The organism is Longimicrobium sp., from assembly GCF_035474595.1.
In the GTDB taxonomy this organism is placed as follows: domain Bacteria; phylum Gemmatimonadota; class Gemmatimonadetes; order Longimicrobiales; family Longimicrobiaceae; genus Longimicrobium.
This window is the reverse complement of sequence record NZ_DATIND010000084.1, coordinates 1-16,301: the sequence shown is the minus strand read 5'-3', so window position 1 is coordinate 16,301 and position 16,301 is coordinate 1. Positions and strand designations below refer to the sequence as shown.

The 16,301-nt window shown below is 70.2% G+C and carries 15 protein-coding genes; 6 read left to right on the top strand and 9 right to left on the bottom strand.

The features are described from left to right. Positions 1-109: 109 nt before the first annotated feature. A complete protein-coding gene (locus VLK66_RS15095) occupies positions 110-547 on the bottom strand; it encodes a hypothetical protein (protein ID WP_325310271.1) in 438 nt (145 codons plus the stop codon). Continuing rightward, a complete protein-coding gene (locus VLK66_RS15090; RefSeq protein ID WP_325310270.1) occupies positions 544-1,065 on the bottom strand; it encodes a DUF4760 domain-containing protein in 522 nt (173 codons plus the stop codon). The genes VLK66_RS15095 and VLK66_RS15090 overlap by 4 nt, the downstream gene beginning before the upstream one ends. A gap of 177 nt (positions 1,066-1,242) precedes the next feature. Between VLK66_RS15090 and VLK66_RS15085 the strand changes: the two genes are divergently transcribed. The 4 genes from VLK66_RS15085 (at position 1,243) to VLK66_RS15070 (ending at position 6,153) form a co-directional block, all read left to right on the top strand. Next, the gene (locus tag VLK66_RS15085) at positions 1,243-1,935 is read left to right on the top strand and encodes an HAD family hydrolase (protein WP_325310269.1); all 693 of its coding nucleotides are present in this window, start codon (positions 1,243-1,245) and stop codon (positions 1,933-1,935) included. Positions 1,936-2,427: 492 nt separating this feature from the next. Next, positions 2,428-4,710, top strand: coding sequence for a carboxypeptidase regulatory-like domain-containing protein (locus VLK66_RS15080; protein ID WP_325310268.1), 2,283 nt, complete (start codon positions 2,428-2,430; stop codon positions 4,708-4,710). Between the two features lie 107 nt (positions 4,711-4,817). Then, positions 4,818-5,174 carry a hypothetical protein gene (locus VLK66_RS15075; protein ID WP_325310267.1) on the top strand — a complete coding sequence of 119 codons (357 nt, stop codon included), beginning with the start codon at positions 4,818-4,820 and terminating at the stop codon, positions 5,172-5,174. A 424-nt stretch (positions 5,175-5,598) separates the two neighbouring features. Then, positions 5,599-6,153 (top strand): hypothetical protein, encoded by a 555-nt coding sequence (locus tag VLK66_RS15070; RefSeq protein ID WP_325310266.1) that lies wholly within the window; start codon positions 5,599-5,601, stop codon positions 6,151-6,153. Between the two features lie 84 nt (positions 6,154-6,237). On the opposite strand, the gene VLK66_RS15065 is transcribed toward VLK66_RS15070, so the two are convergent. The 5 genes from VLK66_RS15065 to VLK66_RS15045 all read right to left on the bottom strand — a co-directional run bounded on the left by VLK66_RS15065 (position 6,238) and on the right by VLK66_RS15045 (position 10,056). Further along, positions 6,238-6,651, bottom strand: coding sequence for a hypothetical protein (locus VLK66_RS15065; protein ID WP_325310265.1), 414 nt, complete (start codon positions 6,649-6,651; stop codon positions 6,238-6,240). A gap of 316 nt (positions 6,652-6,967) precedes the next feature. Continuing rightward, on the bottom strand, positions 6,968-7,327 hold the full coding sequence (locus VLK66_RS15060; protein ID WP_325310264.1) for a hypothetical protein: 360 nt from the start codon (positions 7,325-7,327) through the stop codon (positions 6,968-6,970). Positions 7,328-7,352: 25 nt separating this feature from the next. Then, positions 7,353-7,811, bottom strand: a complete 459-nt coding sequence (locus VLK66_RS15055) for a hypothetical protein (RefSeq protein WP_325310263.1) — start codon at positions 7,809-7,811, stop codon at positions 7,353-7,355. Next, positions 7,808-9,262 (bottom strand): radical SAM protein, encoded by a 1,455-nt coding sequence (locus VLK66_RS15050; RefSeq protein ID WP_325310262.1) that lies wholly within the window; start codon positions 9,260-9,262, stop codon positions 7,808-7,810. Before VLK66_RS15050 ends, VLK66_RS15055 begins: the two co-directional genes overlap by 4 nt. Then, complete coding sequence (locus VLK66_RS15045) at positions 9,259-10,056, bottom strand: prolipoprotein diacylglyceryl transferase (RefSeq protein ID WP_325310261.1); 798 nt, start codon at positions 10,054-10,056, stop codon at positions 9,259-9,261. The genes VLK66_RS15050 and VLK66_RS15045 overlap by 4 nt, the downstream gene beginning before the upstream one ends. Positions 10,057-10,698: 642 nt before the next feature. Here VLK66_RS15045 and VLK66_RS15040 point away from each other — a divergent pair. Further along, positions 10,699-11,280, top strand: coding sequence for a hypothetical protein (locus VLK66_RS15040; RefSeq protein ID WP_325310260.1), 582 nt, complete (start codon positions 10,699-10,701; stop codon positions 11,278-11,280). A gap of 90 nt (positions 11,281-11,370) precedes the next feature. Here the strand turns inward: VLK66_RS15040 and VLK66_RS15035 are convergent, their stop codons facing one another. Both VLK66_RS15035 and VLK66_RS15030 read right to left on the bottom strand, forming a co-directional pair. Further along, positions 11,371-13,044: an O-antigen ligase family protein gene (locus VLK66_RS15035; protein ID WP_325310259.1), complete on the bottom strand. Its 1,674-nt coding sequence runs from the start codon at positions 13,042-13,044 to the stop codon at positions 11,371-11,373. Positions 13,045-13,580: 536 nt separating this feature from the next. After that, positions 13,581-14,825, bottom strand: coding sequence for an FAD:protein FMN transferase (locus VLK66_RS15030; RefSeq protein ID WP_325310258.1), 1,245 nt, complete (start codon positions 14,823-14,825; stop codon positions 13,581-13,583). 280 nt (positions 14,826-15,105) lie between these two features. On the opposite strand from VLK66_RS15030, the gene VLK66_RS15025 reads away from it, so the two are divergent. After that, a complete protein-coding gene (locus VLK66_RS15025) occupies positions 15,106-15,879 on the top strand; it encodes a hypothetical protein (protein WP_325310257.1) in 774 nt (257 codons plus the stop codon). Positions 15,880-16,301: the final 422 nt, after the last annotated feature.

Here is a 16,301-nt window from a genome sequence, read left to right as displayed (position 1 = left end):
CCCCAACGGATAGGCTTCCACCGGACGGGCGGACAGGTCGGGGGGATGAACAGATGATGAGCGCGCCGCATCTCCCGCGCCGTCGATCGCCCTCTCCCCATCCCGCCGGTCAGCGGAACTGCGCGCGGATGATGGAGATGTGAAGGAGGAGATGCAGCCCCCAGAGTCCCCCGCCGATCAGCGCGGCGGCCGCGATCACGCGCACGGCCAGCATCACCGCCTGCCCGGTGCGCGAGCCGGCGCGGTAGCGGAAGACCCGCTCGCCCGCCGGAAAGACGCGCCGCACCAGGTTGAATCGCGGCGGCCCGATGGCCAGGCAGAGCACCAGGATCACCTCCCCCAGCACCAGCAGCGGAAGCCCGAGCGCCGCCGCGATCGCCCATCCCCACACCGTGCGCGGCCATCCCGGCGCGAAGAACGCGGCGAAGAAGAAGGCGGAGAGGGCCGCCGCCCCCGCGATGAGCGCCGCGTTCGCCAGCAGCTGCGACGGCGATCTCGCCGTTCGCGGAGCCACGGGAGCGGGGACGCCGCGCGGGCCGCGGCTCACGGACGCAGCTCGGCGCGCGCCGGTGCCGGCTCGGCCCGGTGCGCGGGGAGGCGCGGGCGGACGCGCTCTCGCTCCTTCAGGCGCATCGCCGCCAGCTCGAACCACTCGCCCACCCGCTCCTCGCCGTGCTCCTCGCGCAGGTCGGCCACCAGACCGGAGAGCTTGGCCCAGCAGATAGGGATCACCCCCCCGAAGAAGTCCGAAACCAGCTCCAGGCTCAGGTCGCCGCGGTACAGCAGCACGCCGATGCTTTCCCACGTTGCCAGCACCAGGTGCAGCAGGTCGCGCTGGGGGCCGTCCAGCCGCTCGTACAGCTCGCGGCGCGACAGCCCGTCGGGGAGCGAGATCACCAGGCCCAGCGCGCGGACGAATTCGGGGCTCTGGAACGAGCGCACCAGCTCCAGCCGCGCCGCGCGCAGCTGCGAGCGCCGGGCATCGCGGAACTGCAGCGACGCGAACAGCAGCCCACACACCAGCGCGAGCGTGGAGACGAGGTTCAGGAGGAGCGGGAGATTCACGGCGGGATCGGGAGAGATGGGGGTGATCCACGGGGAGGTGAGGATGCCTGCAAGGTCATCATCCCCATCCCCCTGCGCCAGAGTGGTGATTCCGCCGCGCGGCTGGCCCGGCGCGCACGGGCGACGTATCGTCCCGCCTTCGCGCCGCACCGACAAACGCACGGGAGATGACGGACGATGAGCCTGCGCCACGACGTGGTGTTCCTGTTCGACGTGGACAACACGCTGCTCGACAACGACCGCGTGACGGCCGACCTGAGGCGCCACCTGACCGGCGCCTTCGGCGGCGAGCGGGCGCAGTGGTACTGGGACACCTTCGAGGAGCTGCGGAGCGAGCTGGGGTACGCCGACTACCTGGGCGCGCTGCAGCGCTTCCGCGTGGAGCACCCGCGCGATCCCAACCTGCTCGCCGTCAGCACCTACCTGGTCAACTACCCGTTCGCCAACCGGCTGTATCCCGGCTCGCTGGACGTGATCGAGCACTGCCGCCGGTGGGGCCCCGTGGTCATCCTCTCCGACGGCGACGTGGTGTTCCAGCCGCGCAAGGTGGAGCGGAGCGGGCTGTGGGACGCGGTGGAGGGAAACGTCCTCATCTACATCCACAAGGAGGAGATGCTGGACGACGTGGAGGAGCGCTATCCCGCGCGGCATTACGTGATGGTGGACGACAAGCTCCGCATCCTGGACGAGATGCGGAAGGTGTGGGGCGGGCGCCTGACCACCGTCTTCCCGCGCCAGGGCCACTACGCGCTCGACCCCGACCTCTGCTCGCGCTTCGCCCCCGCCGACGTCACGCTGGAGCGCATCGGCGAGTTGGCGGAGTACGATCTGGCGCGGTTGATCGGGCCGGACGCGGAGCGGGTGGAGTAGGGTGCTGAGTGCTGAGTGCTGAGTGCTGAGTGCTGAGTGCTGAGTGCGTGCTGAGTGCTGAGTGCTGAGTGCTGAGTGCTGAGTGCTGAGTGCTGAGTGCTGAGTGCTGAGTGCTGAAGGGGGAAACCGAGCGACGGGCTGGCAGCTGTGGCCCCCCCGGCGAATGAATTCGCGGCAACAACGGCCCGAAGTCCGCCTTCGCGGACTCGCGACCGCACTATCCCGGCGGAGATCACGCATCAAGGCGCGGAGGCGCGGAGAACTCCGTGCCGTCACGAATCCTCCGCGCCTCCGCGTAAGGTCAGCACTCAGCACTCAGCACTCAGCACTCAGCACTCAGCACTCAGCACTCAGCACTCACGCACTTCCGCACTTCCGCACTTCCGCACTTCCGCACCCTTTGTCGCCCCTGTCATATTTCCCTGCTGCCAGACGTTCCCTCGTGCCGCACCCGCGTGAACGGCGCCGGCAAATCTCCCGATAAGGCACCGCATGTCCCCCTCACGCGCCTTTCCGCTCGCCGCCGCCCTGGCCGCACTCGCGCTCGCCGCCATTCCCGCCGCCGCGCAGACGGTCACCGGCACGCTGCTGGAGCCGGGCGGGCAGCCGGTGGAGCAGGTGCTGGTGGCGCTCGTCGACAACACCGGCCACCAGCGCGCCGCCACCCTCACCGACCGCGCCGGCGCCTTCACCATCCGGGCGCCCGGCGCCGGGCGCTACTCGCTGCGCGCCGAGCGCATCGGCTACACCACCGTGGTCTCCGCCGCCTTCGACCTGCGCGACGGGGAAACGCGCAGCGAGCGCCTGGTGGCCTCGGGGCGCGCCGTGGCCCTGCAGGCCATCCGCGTCTCCGCTTCCGGACGGCGGTGCACGGGGCGCCCCGAGCGCGCGGCGGAGACGGCCACGCTCTGGGAGGAGGCGCGCAAGGCGCTGAACGCCACCGCCTACGGCGAGCGCGAGCGGCTGTACCGCTACGACGTGGTGCGCTGGACGCGCGACCTGGACGCGCGCACCGGCGCCGTCACCCGCGACTTGCGGCAGGTGGTGGGGCGCGTGGCCGACCACCCGTTCGTCAGCGCTCCGCCGGCCGAGCTCAGCCGCCACGGCTTCATCCGCGCCGCCCAGGGCGACTCGACCTTCTACTGGGGCCCCGACGCCGAGGTGATGCTGAGCGACGAGTTCATGAACGACCACTGCTTCCACGTGACCTCGGGGCCCGACAGCGCGCTGGTGGGCCTCGCCTTCGAGCCCGTGCGCGGCCGTGCCGTGCCCGACCTGGCGGGGGTGATGTGGCTGGACCGGCGCACCGCCGAGCTGCGGCGCGTGGAGTACCGCTACGTGGGCGGCCCGCCCGAGAGCGAGTCGCCGCGCGTGGGCGGCACGGTGGAGTACGCGCGGCTCCGCAACGGGCCGTGGATCGTGAGCCGCTGGGCCATCCGCATGCCGCTGCTCCAGGAAAGCGACCTGCAGATGTCCATGCGCGCCGCCGCCATCTCGCGCAACGCCGACACCCGGCTGCGCGTGGTGGCCGTGCGCGAGAACGGCGGCGAGGTCACCGGCACCGCGGGCGGCGACGGGCGCCTGCTTTCCGGCCCCGTGGCCGCGGTGCAGGGCGTGGTGTGGGACAGCACCCACGGCGCCCCGCTGGCCGGCGCGCGCGTCTACTTCTCGGGCACGCAGGCCGAGACGGTGGCGGGCGCGGACGGCCGCTTCCGGCTGGAGGCGCCGGCCGAGGGCACGTACACCCTCGCCTTCACCCACGCCGGGCTGGGCCCCGTGGCCGCCTCGGCCGCGCCGAAGACGGTGACGCTGAAGGCGGGCGAGACCGTGACCGCCGACCTGGCCGTTCCCGGGTGGGCCACGGTGGCGGCGGCGCTCTGCCCCGACAGCACCCTGCACCCCAACCGCGGCATCCTGCTGGGCACGGTGCGCGGGGCGGAGGGCGACACGGCGCTGGTCTCGGCCACCTGGACGCGGACCATCGTGGGCGGGCGGGAAACGCGCAGCAACACGCAGTTCGTGGCCACGCGGCCGGACCCGCAGGGCTTCTACGTCCTCTGCGGCGTTCCCGAGGGGCGCCCGCTGCAGCTGGGGATGCGGCGCCGCGGCGTGGATTTGGGCGGCACCGAGGTGCGGCTGCAGGCCGGCGTCCCGCACTGGCAGGACATCTCCGCCGACGCGCGCGCCGCCGAGGCGGACCTGGGCGAGGTGAAGGCCGTGGCCGCGGCGGCGGGGGTCACCGTGCGCGAGGCCGACGCGCCCGCCGCGCCCCGCGGGCTGGCGGACTTCGAGCGGCGGCGGCACTCCGGGCGCGGCGTGTACCTGGCCCGCGAGGAGGTGGAGCGGCGGCACGCGTCGCGGCTGGTGGACCTCTTCCGCGGGCTTCCCGGCGTGCAGGTGGTGCGCGACCCCGCGGGCGAGCGGGTGGTGATGACGGCCGCGCGCGGCGGCCGCTGGAGCGACGACATGCGCGCCGCCCCCGCCGGCGCCGACACCGCCGCGGCCGCGCTGAACCAGCCGCGCGGCGACCGCACCCGCGTCTCCAGCGCCGCCGCCGCGCCCGCGGACGGCGCGGGGTGCCCGGTGCAGCTGTACGTGGACGGCGTGTTCACCCCCGTCGAGGGCGGCCGCATCGCCGACGAGGTGCAGCCGGGTGACGTGGAGGCGGTGGAGGTCTACCGCGCCGCCACCGAGGTTCCCGCCGAGTACCGGCGGCAGGGCTCCGGCTGCGGCGTGGTACTCGTCTGGACGCGGCGGTACGCGCGGACACACTGACGGCGCGGCCCCCCGGCGTGCCCCGGGAGTGGCGTTCTTCATGCAAAGCATGGACGGCGGGGCGCGCGGTGCGCTCCGCCGTTCGTCATCAGCCCCGGACTTCGACCATGACCGCGCATTCGCTCCGCCGCCGCGCCACGCTGCTCGCGCTCGTCCTGCTCTCCGCCTGCGCCACCGGCGGGCAGAACGGGACCACCCCCGCCCGGCCGCGCACGCGGACCACGGTGCACGTGCAGAACACCGCCTTCGCGGCGTACACCATCTACGTGGTCACCGGCACCGACCGGCGCCGCCTGGGCGTGGTGAACCCCGCGTCGTCGGCGGACTTCCTCATCCCGCAGGGGATTGTGATCGGCACCACCAGCCTGCGCATCCTGGCCGACCCCATCGGCAGCGACAACGTGGGCAGCACCTTCAACATCCCCGTCACCGAGGGCGACGTCGTCACCGTGACGATCACCTGACGCGGGGTTGCGCGCGGAGAAGCGGAGGAGCAGAAAGGGGATCTCTCTGCTTCTCCGCTTTTCTGCATCTCTGCGTGAACGGGTTTCTACCAGAATCGGGAATTCGGTTGGTGCATCCTCGCCGGATCCCAACCGGCATCTTCCTGAGCCGTTCCCGCGCTGCGCACGTCCAGGGAGGATGAAAGAGAGGCGGCCTCCGCGGCCGGCAACTGGCTTCCGAGCTGAACACCCTCGCGCAGTTTGCGAGGCTTCCCGTCGTTGTTGCTGCGGCTTCAGTCGCCGGTGACCGGCTGCGTCCGGATCGTGATCGGGCGGAAGGCGCCGGCTTTCCGCCGGATCTGGTCTTCGATTGCGGGGCGGAGAGAAATCCATATTTTGATCCCCGATCAACATCTGTTTCTCCCTCCCCTCCACAGGCACATCGATGAAATTCGCAGTTCCCGCGCTGGCCGTGCTCTTTTCCGCGTGCTCGGTGAACGCCGCGCTGCGCGTGACCCCCGAGTCGGTCGCGCAGTCGGTGCAGACGAAGTACGACCCGTACAAGGACGAGACGACGGTGGTGGCGCCCGGGCTGTTCGTGATGCCGGGCAACCACATGGTGCAGACCACCACGATGTTCACCGAGCCCGGCAGGACGCTGGCGCGGCCCGGCGAGGTGTACTTCTTCATGGAGACGTCGAGCTTCAACGGCTGGCAGTACCTGCGCGACAACGAGCTGATCCTGCTGACCAACCGCGGCGAGCGCGTGAACCTGGGCGAGGCCAGCCACGACGGCGACGTGGCGTCCGGCGGCGGGATGGTGCAGGTGCACGAGACCATGGGCTACACCATTCCCGTGGCCGACCTGCGCACGCTGGCCCGCGCCGACACCGTGCGCGGCCGCATCGGCAGCGACGAGTTCGTGATGGCGGGCGACCAGCTGCAGATGCGCGTGTGGCAGCGGCTGGTGCAGCAGATCGACTCGATTCCGGCCCGGTAGGCCGCCGGATCGGCCGTCGACGGAAAGAGCCGGGGGCGCGCGGATGCGTGCCCCCGGCTCGTTTTCGTCATCCTCCGTCCGCCGCTACAGCGCGATCGCGCAGGTGGCGCCCCAGATGATGAAGGAAAGGAACATGCACCCCACGCCCACCGCCCAGAAAGACACGCGCGAATCCACCGGCAGCTTGATGGAAACGACGATCGCGGCCACCAGCGCGGCGATGACCACCAGCACGCCCTCGGGAAGGAAGAGCCACGCGTTGTTGCTGTCGCCGGAGAGCTTCACCGCCGCGAACAGCACCAGGTGCATGGCGATGACGATCCCGAAGATGATCAGCGCCGCGCGGACCCCGCGCCTGGTGGCATCCGGGTCGCGAACGGGCTGCTCGCCGTAGGGCGGAGGGCCCGAGTAGTATCCCCGCCCGCCGCCGCCCGCGCCGCCGGGCTGCTCCGGCGGAACGCTCCACTCCGGCGGCGTGTTCCCGGTATCGTCCCGCATCCGTCTCTCCGTCAGCGAGTTGGGGGATGAAGATCAGGGAATCGTACCCAATCCGGGGGAGATCAGCTTCTGCATCCGCGCTGCACCCACCGGCGTCGTCCTGGGCCGTCCCCGCGCTGGGCGTCAGGGAGGATGACAGGGAGGCGCCCTCCGCGGCCGGAACTGGCTTCCGAGCCGATCAGCCTCGCGCGGTTTGCGAGGCTTCCCGTAGTTGTTGCTGCGACTTCAGTCGCCGGTGACCGGCTGCGCCCGGGCCTGTCCGTGGGCACGGCGGCACGTGAGTGGGCCGGATGCACCGTTCTCCCGGACCGCGCAATCAGCTGGCGATCACGCCGCAGGTGACGCCCAACAGGATGAACGCAATGGCCAGGCAGATCAGCCCGACCGCCCAGAACGGGACGCGCGCGGCACGGGGAAGGCGCGCGCCGCCCAGCACCAGCACCGCGAACCCGCCCCCGGCGATCAGCATCCCCAGCAGGATGAACATTCCCTCCTGCCGCTCGCCGGTGAGCGCGTTGCCCAGGAAGGCCACGGCCTCGAGCGCCAGCATCCCCGCCAGGATCCCCAGCGCGGCGCGGACGCCCTGCAGGAACGGGCTCCCCGCCTCCGTCTCCGGCGCGACGCGGTGCTCCGGCGCGGGCCGCTCGCGCGGCGGAACGTCGTCGCGCTCCCTCATCCGCCGACCCTCGGGATGCCGTCCGTCATACGAAGCGCGGGGTTCCGGCCAGGCCGCAGGTGACGCCCCACAGGATCATCGTCACGAAGATGCACACGATCCCCATCGCCCAGAACGGCAGCCGCGCCGCGGGTGGAAGCTTCGTGGTGATGGTGAGCGCCGCGAAGAGCCCCACCACGAAGATCCCCAGGCCGGCGAGCAGGAAGATGCCCGCCACGTTCCCGTTGGGGTCGCCCGAGAGCCGCACCAGCAGCAGCGCGGCGAGCTCCACCCCCACCGAGATGCCGAAGAGCGTCAGCGCCGCCATGATCCCCTGCCGCACCGGGCTCGGGATGGGGCGCGCGGGCTGCTCCATCCCCGCCGGCCGCTCGTCCACGCCCGCATCGGTCGCGCTTGGATCGGCCGCGACGGCGAACGCGTCCGCTTCCGGCGCGGGCGTCTCTCCGGGCGCGGGCGTCTCGCCGGCGGGGCGCTCGTCGCTCACGCCACGCCTCCGTGCGTCTGCAGCAGCGGCAGGCGGCCGCGCTCGGCCCACGGGTCGGCCAGGCGCGGCTTCCAGTGCTGCTCGCGGCCGTCGCGGTAGAACAGGTTGTAGGTGTCGAAGGGGATCAGCCGCCCGTCCGGGTGCACGATGTGGATGCAGCTCTTCTTCACCGAGCGGATGTCCATGGAGTACGCGTCCATGAACTGCACCACCAGCACGCGGAAGACGTTGGCGTAGCCGAACCCGTCCGGCACCTGCACGGTGGGGAGGCAGCAGAGCAGCTCGCGGAGCGATGCCGCGCCACTCTCGGGCGAGTGGTTGGTGCTGAACGCGCGGAACAGCGCCTGCCGCAGCCCCGGGTCCTGCTCGAAGACGATGGTGTTGCTGCCGCCCTCGATCAGGATCTGCGGGTCGATCATCCCCGTCAGCGGCAGCACCCGGCCGCCCAGCTTCAAGGCGTACGCCATGGCCAGGCAGTCGGGGTGGCAGGGAACGGGGACCACGTCCTCGGCGCGGAACACGCCGGACTGCTCGTAGATGGCGCGCCGCACCTCGGTCAGCGTCAGCCGGTCCGTCGCCGGATCGAAATCCTCCAGGCGTCCCGCCGCCTGCACTGGCTGGAAGGTCACGCCGCGCACGCACGGCTGCTCCAGCGCGAAGCGGATGATCTCCCCCACCTCGTCGTCGTTCAGTCCCTTCTTCAACGTCACCACCAGCGTGGTGGAGATGCCGAACTCGTTCAGGTGCTCCAGCGCCTTGCGGCGGATGCGGCGCAGGTCGGCGCCGCGCAGCTCCATCAGCGCCTCGCGGCGGAACGAATCGAACTGCAGGTAGATCTCGAAGTTCTGCTTGTGCTCCGCCATCCGGCGCACGAACTCGCGGTCCTCGGCGATCTTCAGCCCGTTGGTGTTCACCATCAGGTGCTTGATGGGGCGGGCGCGCGCGGCCTCCAGGATCTCGAAGAAGTGCGGGTGCAGCGTGGGCTCGCCGCCGGAGATCTGCACCACGTCGGGCTGCGTCTCGCTGGCCACCAGCGCGTCCATCATCCGCTCGATCAGCTCCAGCGGGCGGAAGTCGGGGCGGTGCGGGCCGCTCTCGGCGTAGCACACCGGGCACTTCAGGTTGCACGCGTCGGTGACCTCGATCAGCGCGAGACACGAGTGCTGCTCGTGGTCGGGGCAGAGCCCGCAGTCGTACGGGCAGCCGTAGCGGATCGGCGTCTGGTTGTGGTTGGGCTGCTCGGGCGGCTTGATGAAGACCTCGCGGCTGCGCTTGTAGTACTCCACGTCGTCGGCCACCAGCACGCGCTCGCGGCCGTGCTCGGGGCAGCGCTTCTCCAGGATCACCCTGCCGTCCGCGAAGAGGATCTTTCCCTCCACCTTGCGCAGGCACCGCGAGCAGAGGGCCAGCGCCACGTCGTAGTACAGGTACGGCCTTACCTTGTCGCTCATGCGCGTCCCGCGGAGGGTTCGGGAGATGGAGACGAGGGGGATGGAGATGCGGACCGGCGCGCGAACCCCAGCAGCCGCGGGAGATGCGGGGCGTACCAGATCAATCCCCCGAGGCACGCCAGCTGGATCGGCGTCATCCCCAGCAGGGTGACGTGCGCCGGCTTGATGAAGTCGACCGCGAAGCGCCAGGCGAGGTACGCGGCCATGAACGCCTTGAACAGGTCGCCGCGCGGGTACGGCCGCCGCGCGCGCCACGCCAGCACGCCCGCCAGCGCCGCCAGGAAGGCGATCTCGTACAGCTGCGTGGGGTGCCGGGCGATGCCGTCGCCGAAATCGATCCCCCACGGCAGGCGCGTGGCCACGCCGTAGGTGTCGTCCGCCAGCCCGGTCAGGAAGCAGCCGACGCGGCCGACCCCGACGCCCACGATCAACGGAAATACGTACAGGTCTCCGGTCGGCGTGGTTTCACCGACCCACTTCTTCGCCAGCTCCACGGCGAGCAGCCCGCCCAGCAACCCGCCGACGATCGTCTTCCCCGCCATCAGCACGCGCAGGTCGGGATGCGCGAGCACGGGCGCGGGGTTCCACGCCAGCGCCAGCAGCTTGGACCCCAGCGCCGCGCCCACGGTCGCCGCCGCCAGCAGCACCAGCCGCCGCTCGGCCGGCAGCGGATCGCCGCCGCGGCGACGAAGGGTGAGATACAGGCGGAACGCGAGGAAGCACCCCAGCGCCTCCAGCACCTGGTGCGGCGGAACGGTCAGCGGCCCGAGATGGATCAGGACGGGAAAGTGCATGCGGGCGGTGTGAGTAGTGAATCACTACCACGAAGGACGTCTAAATTGCTGTGCTGACACCCGCAAAGCAATCGCTCGTTAAAGGGTACCTCCTTGGTTCCGTCGCAAAAGCAATTCAGCTGTGCAACCGTACTATCGCATAACTGTCGGGTTCTTAAGCGGCCCTTGCCATAAGCGCAAAGCGCTATTAGGTATTCGGCCATCTGGTGGCACCTGTCAGAATAACGAGCCTCCTCCCCACATGGCGAAACGAAAAAGCGCTGAAGAAAAGGACGCCGAGCGACGATTCGCCATCCGAGCCCAGCTACTGCAGAACACTTTCGCAACTATAAATCGGATTATCCGCTTCGGAACGATCATTCTCTGCATCAGGTATGTTTACCTTTCGATCGAAGCTTTGGCTGGTCGCGCGACGTTCTCACACATAATGATTGCGCTGCTAGGGAACGTTACTATAAGCCGGTGGGCGGCTTGGATCTTTGGAGCCGGAGGCGTGGTATACGGTGTGCGTCAGAACAAGCTGAGAAAAGACACGGTGGCGCGTCTGGCACCTCGAGCGAGGAAGTTGGAGGAGCAACTGGACAAACGCAGATCGTCCAGCAAGCTCACGGAACGGGGTGAAACAAACCCGGAGGATAAGCTATGAGTAGCACGGTCGCAGCGACCGCAGCAACTACTGCGCTGTCGCTATTTTTCGTGTCCGTACTCGTTTTTGTGCTCTACCGCGACTACCGGATCGATTTGTTCCGGCAGAGGATGTTTGCCCTGCGAGACGAGCTTTTCGATTTTGCGGCAATTGGGGGAATCGAGTTCGATGCCGAAGCGTATGGGATTACTCGCTCAACCTTGAACGGTTTCATCCGATTTGGTGAGCGTGTAACACTTGGATCTGCTATCGTCGCCGGGATCGCTTATCGCAAAGCGGAGCATGAGCGCTTAGCGTTCAATTTGCAGCTACGGGAGGCGATGGCTGATTTGTCCCCAGACCAACGGAAGACGATCGACTCGATTGTCGCTCGCATGGGCGCCTACGTGACAGAACAGGTTGTACTTACCTCGCCATTTCTGCTCATACTGCTCATCCCCGCGACAACAGTGCTCGTTGCGAGTGTCGCAGGGGGGCACCTAGCGGCCAAAATGCTAAGCGTTTCGCCCGTTCGCAAAATGCTCAACCCGCTGGAGTCGCTCGCACTTGAGTACGGCGCAACTGCCCGGTTCGCCTAACAGACTCTAGGCAAGCGAGCTTCTGACGTAGAGCGGGGAGCGACTTGATGTCGTTCCCCGCTCGCACATTCCACTGTTAGCTTCAACCCGTCACCGCCTTCTCCGTCGTCTCCCGCCGCAGCTGGAGCGGAGGCCCTTGGGGGCGCTGGCCTGGGGGAAGAGCGAGTGCGCGGCCTCGGCGGCGGCGCGGCGGACGTCGCAGCCGGCGCCGCTGCGGGCCAGCTTCAGCTGGATGCGGTAGCTCCCCGGATCGAGCGACGCGGCCTGCCGCAGCCCGCCGACCGTGCTGGCGCCGTCATACACGCCCATCGCCATCAGCTGCGCGGCGCTCTTCACGGTGAAGATGCCGAAGACGGCGACGGCGAGCAGCATCCCCAACCCCCGGACCGGCACCGGCACGCGCACGTCCCACCGCCCCGGCTCGGTGGCCGAGAGCGCGCCCAGCGCCGTCCACACGAGCAGCGAGGGGAGCGCCAGGAGCAGCACCGCGTCGAAGGCGCCGACCACCACGGCGCCGGCCACCATCGCCGCCAGCGCAAGCGCGGCCAAGCCTTCGTCGGCGTCGCGCGCGGCGCGCATGCGGTGCAGCGCGGCGATGGCCAGCGCGACGAACGCCAGCACCAGCATCCCCGCGGCCAGGGGCCCGCGCTCGGCGATGAAGGCCACCCAGTCGCTGCTGGGCCAGGGGTTGCTCGTCATCCCCGGCTCGTTGTCGTTCATCGACGGGTCGCTGCGGGGCGCGTACTCGGGGTAGTGCACGGGCCAGTTGCCGGGGCCGACGCCCAGGAGCGGGTGCGCCGCCGCCATCCGCAGCGTGTTCTTCCATTGCAGCAGCCGCCCGCGCCCGCTTCCCTCCCTGGCGTTCACCAGCCCGTGCGCGGTCTCGGCGTACGGGTTGTCGCTGGCCCAGTGCAGCGTATTGGGAAGGGTGACGACGGCCACCGCGCCGCCCGCCGCGCAGAGCAGGAGCAGCATCAGCCGCGACCAGTGGCGCAGGCTGCGGCGCGCGTGCGGCACCAGCAGCCAGCCGACCAGGAACACGGCGAGCACCGCGGCCACGCCCAGCCACGCCGCGCGCGAGCGGGTGAGCACCAGCGCGCCGCTCACCATCGCCACGCCCAGCGCGCCCAGGATGGTGCCCAGCAGGCGGTAGGCGCGCAGCGCGCAGAGGAAGAGGACGGGGAGCCCGAAGGCGCAGAGGTGCGCCACGAAGTTGCGGTTCCCCAGTGTGCCGCCGGGCGCGCGGTTGATGGAGAAGAAGTCGGTCCGCACGCCGTACGTCTGCGCCAGCGACATCCCCGCCCCGAGGACGACGGCCGCGGCGATGGCCACCAGCAGCGGGCGAGACAGCCCGGCGCGGGCCACCGAGCGCGCGGCCCAGAACATGGCCACCCCGCTGGCGCTCACGGCCAGCGCGCGCACGCCGTTCCACGGGTTCTGCGCCAGCGCGGCCGAGGCGGCGCTCAGCACCAGGAAGCCGATCAGCAGCAGGTCCACGCGGCCCGGCTGCGCGCGCCGCGCGGCGCCCAGGCAGAGCACCGCCACCAGCAGCGCCGCCAGGTTCAGCGTGAGCTCCTTGGGGATGAAGAAGCGGTCCAGCTCGAAGCTCTTGTACGTGGCCGCCGCCAGAACGACGAGGACGCAGGCGGCCTGCATCACCCGCAGCGCCAGCCGTTGCGCGGGCGATGCGTCGGCGGGGCGCCCCTGCTCGTCGGAGGGAACCATGCGGCCGAACGGCTTGCGGGCTGATGCGGAGGTGGACATTCGCGCGTGGGCCGGGGAATCTGGCGGTGGATCAGGGGAGCGTAGCGCGGCGCCGGGCGTCTGTCCAGCCCGGTCCTGACGCTCGCGGCGCCCAAGGAGATGATACGGGGCGTCCGCGCAACCGGTGTCATCCCTCTGGTACCGAATCCGGGAATTTAGTTCGTGCATCCTCGACGTATTACACCGACGTCATCCTGAGGCCGGCCACACCGTAACCAGCGTCTACACGAGAGGTTGCAGGCCGAAGGATCTATCGTCGCCGCAGCACGTGATTCGGCGAGATGCACTGATTCTTCCGCCGGATCTGGTATAATCCGAATTCGGGGACCGATCAAGCGCACGTGCGACCTCGCCTATGGATCCTTCGGCCTGCAACCGCTCGTCCGGGGGCAACGACGGTGTGTCCGGCCTCAGGATGACGTTTCTCTGTGCGTTTTTGATGCACGGATGATTGCCACGTGTTGTCGACGGAATCCCATCTCGCGCACCGCTGCATCGTCGATCTCACGCGGAGACGCGGAGACGCGGGGGATTCGTCACGGCACGGAGCTCTTCGCGTGAGCGAGGAGCTGGCTGCAGGTGGTGGGGCGCTCGTCGGTGGGCTCCTCGGTGAGGATCTCCAGGCGGTCCTTCAGCGCGTCGGTGATGACGACCAGGTCGGGGTCCATGGCCTCGTCGTCGTCTTCCTTCTCCTCGTCGTGGCCGGCGTCGCGCACCCAGACCACGTCCACGCCGGGGTAGCGCGCGGCCCAGCGGCACCCCTCCTCGGGGCCCATCACGAAGAAGGCGCCCAGCAGCGCGTCCGCCAGCATCCCGCTGGGTGCCAGGACGGAGACGGAGACCACGCCGCGCGCGGGCACTCCCCGGCGCGGGTCCAGCACGCGCGACCAGCGCTCGCCGCCGGCCTCGAACATCTGCCCGTAATCGCCCATCGTCGCGACCGCGCCGCTGTCGATGTGCACCGCGGCGAAGACCTCGCCGGGGCCGCGCGGGTCGGTGAGGCCCATCGTCCATCCGGGCGTCACCGGCGTCGGGCCGAGGACGCGGAAGGTGCCGCCCACGTCCAGCACCGCGCTCCCGATCCCCGCCGCGCGCAGCGCCGCGACGCCGCGGTCCACCGCGAAGCCGCGCGCCATCTCCCCGAAGTCCAGCCGCATTCCGCGCTGCGGAAGGGAGACGCGGCGCGCGACGCGGTCGAAGCGCACCATCCGCCATCCCACCCGCGCGGCCAGCGAGTCGCGCACTTGCTGCGGGGGGACGGCGCCCGCACGCCACGCGCCGGCCAGCGGCGCCGCCGTCACGTCCACCGCGCCGCCCGACGCCGCGGCGATCGCGAGCGCCGAGTCCAGCACCTCCGCCGTCCACGGCGACAGCGTGGTGGCGCTGTCCGTCCCCGCGCGGCGGTTGGCGGCGGCCACCTCGCCCGGGGCGCTCTCGGGGGACATCAGCGAGTCCACGCGGAGGACGGCGGCGCGCGCGGCTTCCATCGCCGCGCGGGCGCGGGCGCTGTCGGCGTCCCACACGCTGATCTCCAGCATCGCCCCCATCGCGGGCCAGGCCCGCACTATCGGCGGCGGAATGGTGTCGCTGGAGACGTAGCGCGGATACTCGATCGCCGCGGGGACCGGCGCCATCCGCGGCTGCCGGCATCCGGCGACCGCCAGCATCGCCATGCAGGAGAAGAAGATGAGCATCCGCGCGGGTCGAGGCGCGGAGGCGGCGCGGCGCGCGGGGCGGTCGGCATCTCCATCCGCCGAACGATTGGGAAGCTGGGAAAGCATGTGAGCGTCCGGCGGTGCGAAGATGCAGGGTCGGCGGCGTGGGACGGATGCCGGGCGCAGCGCAACCTTGGGGCCGCGTGGGGGCGATGGAGACGAATCCGAGTCGATCGAATCGCCCGTCCGCACTGTTACCGCCGGGAGTTGCAGCAGCGGGAAAGTGCGCGTCCACGGCGCGAAGATATTCCGTAACGGACGGCGGGGGATTATCTTCGCAGCCAATCCCCCGGACAGCACCTCCCCGGACCCAACGCACACCCCCCCTGAACATCAGGAGGAGTCCATGAATCGCAGCGCGCTCGCCCTGCTGGGGCTGCTCGCGCTTCCGCTGGCCGCGTCCGCCCAGGACCGGCCGCTCCTGGCCAACGAGCCGCCGCCCGAGCGGCTTCCCGAGTCGCGCATCTCCGTCATGCCGTACATCGGCGCGCGCGTGCCGTACACCACCGGCGACGTGGTGCTGTTCACCCAGGGCGGCGACCAGTTCCGCATCGCCACGCAGCGCGGCGGCGGGCCCATGCTGGGGGTGGACGTGATGGCGCGGGTGCGCGGGCCCATCAACGTGGTGGGCGGCGTGGCCTACTCGGGAAAGCGCGAGGACGTGCTGCGCTTCCAGGACCTGCAGGCCGACAGCTCGGTGGACGTGACCACCGACGGGCCGCGGTACTGGATGGCCAAGGCGGGCGTGGTGTTCCGCCTGGCCGACCCGGAGCCGGACAACCGCCACTTCCACCCGTCGGCGTTCATCACGGTGGCGCCGGCGCTGGTGTGGGTGGACTACGACGACGTGAGCGGCTTTCCCGACGCCGCCAACAAGTCGACCACCAACTTCGCGCTGAACCTGGGCGCCGACGCGTCGGCGCGCATCGGGCGCACGTCGCGCTGGGCGTTCACCATCGGGCTGCAGGACTTCCTGACCTTCTGGAACACCGATTCGATGACCGCCCGCGACGTGACCATCGGCGAGGCGCTGACGGGCGAGCCGGTGGTCATCGACTACGACTACAATACCTCCAACATCTTCACCCTGCGCTTCGGCGTCTCGTACCGCATCCGCTGACGCGCCGGGATCGAGGTAGATGGAAAGAAGCAGGGCGCCGCGATGGTGCGGCGCCCTGCTTCGTTTGCATTCGACCCGAACGAGGGACGTCATCCTGAGGCCGGCCACGGAGGAGCCGATCCACACACCGAAGACGGCAGGCCGAAGGATCTACAGGCGAGGTCGCACGTGCGCTGGGATCGACCCTGAACGGCTCCGCGGCGTATCTTTCGGCTGACGTGCTGGACGGGCTATGGATCCTTCGGCCTGCACGTTCCTGTGCACAGGTAGATTCCGGTGGAGCCGGCCTGAATAGAAAGTGCGCGGGCGCAGCCGGTCACCGGCGACTGAAGTCGCAGCAACAACTACGGGAAGCCTCGCAAACTGCGCGAGGCTGATTCCGCTCACTCCGCGGCCCCGGTGCTCACGACCGATCTCCTTTC